Origin of the sequence: Demequina sp. (assembly GCF_016278765.1) — a bacterium.
Taxonomy (GTDB): Bacteria; Actinomycetota; Actinomycetes; order Actinomycetales; family Demequinaceae; genus Demequina.
Window position 1 is genome coordinate 1 of sequence record NZ_JADQBE010000052.1, and the last position, 3,110, is coordinate 3,110.

A 3,110-nucleotide genomic window follows, 5' to 3' on the forward strand; every position below is an offset into this window, starting at 1 on the left:
GGAAACTCCACGACTGTTAGGGATGGTCAAATAGCGCACTTACGTTACGCGCTGCGTGCGCGCCGGTCAAATCTCCGCCCCACCGTTGGTGCATCGCCCCAAACGGTATAGGCTCCCTCATCAGCGCTTGTTGCGGTGAATCGACACGCCGGACACGCGAAATGACAAACGGGTTACACGGTTCTCACGGGTTGTGTACAAAGCTGTGGAAAGGGGGTTGCCCGGTGGCAAAGGACGAGTCCGTAACCAACATCGAAGATGTGTGGTCGCGAGCCGTCAGCCGACTGTACTCCGACGATTCCACCTCCGCCCAGCAGCGATCCTTCCTTCGCCTCATCAAGCCCCTCGCAGTGATCGAGGACAACGTGTTTCTTGCCGTGTCCGAAGAGTTCACCAAGAGCTACATCGAGTCGACTCTCAGGGCGCCGATCACGGAGTCCTTGAGCGAGGTTCTCGATCAAGACATTCGCATCGCCGTCACGGTCGACGCATCCATCACTCCGCCAGCGCTACCCGACGATGAGCCCGCGCCGGAATCGCGTGAGCGCCGACCCTCCGGTCGGGGCCCTGCGGCAACCGTGGAAGATCCGCACCTGAACCCCCGCTACACGTTCGACACATTCGTACCGGGCTCGTCTAACCGCTTCGCCCACGCGGCCGCCCTCGCGGTCGCCGAGAGCCCAGGCAAGACGTACAACCCCCTCTTCATCTATGGAGACTCGGGTCTGGGTAAGACTCATCTCCTTCACGCGATCGGCCACTACACACGTCAGATCAAGCCCCAGACTCGCGTGCGCTACGTGAATTCGGAAGAGTTCACCAACGACTTCATCAACTCCATCCGCGATGACCGGTCGCTGACGTTCAAACGCACCTACCGCGAGGTAGACGTCCTGCTCGTGGACGACATCCAGTTTCTGCAGGGCAAGGAACAGACGCTGGAAGAGTTCTTCCACACCTTCAACGCGTTGCACAACGCCGGCAAGCATGTGGTCATCACCTCGGACGTGTCCCCTCGCCACCTGAACGGGATCGAGGAGCGCATGCGCACTCGGTTCGAGTGGGGCCTGATGACGGACGTCCAACCGCCCGACCTTGAAACCCGCATCGCAATCCTTCGCAAGAAGGCGCAAGCGGACGACGTTCAGGCGCCGCCCGACGTTCTTGAGTACATCGCGTCGAACATCACGAGCAACATTCGAGAGCTTGAGGGTGCGCTCATCCGTGTCACGGCCTTCGCCGCCCTCAACAAGCAGCAGGTAGACCTCTCGCTCGCACAGGTGGTGTTGAAGGACCTCATCAGTGACGACGACTCGGAGATCACCGCGGCGAGCATCATCGGCAAGACCGCGGAGTACTTCGGTATCACGATGGAGGAGCTGACCGGGACGTCGCGTTCGCGAGTGTTTGTGACGGCCAGGCAGATCGCCATGTACCTCTGTCGCCAACTCACCGAGCTGTCGCTACCCAAGATCGGTGAGCACTTTGGCGGCAAGGATCACACCACCGTGATGTATGCCGTGAAGAAGGTCGAGGACCAGATCGCGCAGCGTCGCCAGATGTACAACCAGGTCAACGAGATCCACGCGCGCATCAAGCAACAATCGCGCAGATAGCGTGTACGACCTTTATCCCCTTTCGGTGCCCCCAGAAGTATGACTCACACATGTGGATAACTTTGTGGATATCTTCTGCACGGCCCTTCATCAACGCGGGAGAAAGTGTGAACGAATCGCAGCGTCCTGTGTACGGCGACTCGGCGCTCACAGGCAGTCCTCCCTCGCACCGAGAACCATCCGCAACTCGTCCACGGGCGGATCGCCGTTGATATCAGGGGTGTTGTTCTTTCTCCACAGTTTCCCGAGGCCCTATGACTACGACAAACCTTTCTCTATTGCCTGTACACAAGGGCCTTCATTGGGCCTGCCAACGGCTTTGTGCCCTGGGACTGGACGCGTCGGTCCTGTGGCGTAGTCTGTGACCCGAAAGGGGAGATCGATGAAGTTTTCCGTAGAACGGGACGTGCTTAACGACGCGGTCGCGTGGACTGCGCGCGCCGTGCCACATCGCCCCCCTGTGCCGGTTCTCGCCGGCGTCCTGATCGAGGCCGACGGAGCGGGAACCGTCAAACTGTCGAGCTTTGACTACGAGGTGTCCGCACGCGGCGAGTTCCCGGCCGATGTGGAGGACCCCGGCTCCGTGTTGGTTTCCGGGCGACTGTTGCGAGAGATCTCCAACGCCCTGCCCCACAAGCTGGTCAAGTTCGAGCTCGAGGGATCCAAGGTGTCCGTCACCTGCGGCGCCTCGCGGTTCTCGCTCGCGACCATGCCGGTAGACCAGTACCCCGCGCTCCCCACCATGCCCGACACCTCCGGCACGGTGGACGGCGGCGATCTCCTGTCGGCGGCGCAGCAGGTGCAGTCAGCCGCGTCTCGGGACGAGACCCTGCCCATCCTCACCGGGGTGCGCATGGAGATCGAGGGTGAGCGCATCTCGCTGCTCGCCACGGACCGCTATCGCCTGGCGCTGCGCGAACTGACGTGGAAGCCGGGAACCCCGGACATCTCGGCGATCGCATTGGTGCGCGCCAAGACGCTGACCGACACGGCCAAGGCGCTCGGCTCCGGCGAGGTTCACCTCGCGCTCAGCGCGGGCCAAGGGGTCGACCTCATTGGCTTCAGCGCGGGCGGACTCGTGACCACATCACTGCTCATGGATGGCGAATACCCCCAGGTGCGACGCCTCTTTCCCGAGTCGTCGGCGATCACTGCGGTGGTGTCGACTACCGAGTTGATCGAGGCGACGCGACGTGTCGCGCTGGTTGCCGAACGCAACGCTGCCGTGCGACTTGCCTTCTCGGACGGGGAAGTAGTTCTCGACGCCGGTCACAGCGACGACGCTCAGGCATCCGAGGCCATCGAGGCCATCGTCGAGGGCGGTGAGATCACCGTGGCCTTCAATCCGGGCTTCTTGCTCGATGGGCTGACGGCTCTCGGAGCACCGTACGTGCGACTCGGCTTCACGCAGGACACCAAGCCGGTGGACTTCGTCGGACTCGACAAGCCCGGCGGCACCATCGCCTCGGAGTTCCGCTACCTCTTGGTGCCCAT

2 protein-coding genes are annotated in these 3,110 nt (G+C 62.1%); both read left to right on the forward strand.

What is annotated here, in order from left to right; genetic code table 11:
- The first annotated feature begins 251 nt into the window (after positions 1–251).
- Positions 252–1,616, forward strand: coding sequence for a chromosomal replication initiator protein DnaA (gene dnaA / locus QZZ29_RS08990; protein WP_291382712.1), 1,365 nt, complete (start codon positions 252–254; stop codon positions 1,614–1,616).
- Positions 1,617–1,998: 382 nt separating this feature from the next.
- Positions 1,999–3,110: DNA polymerase III subunit beta (dnaN, locus tag QZZ29_RS08995; protein WP_291382711.1), on the forward strand; the 1,112-nt coding region annotated here is incomplete at its 3' end.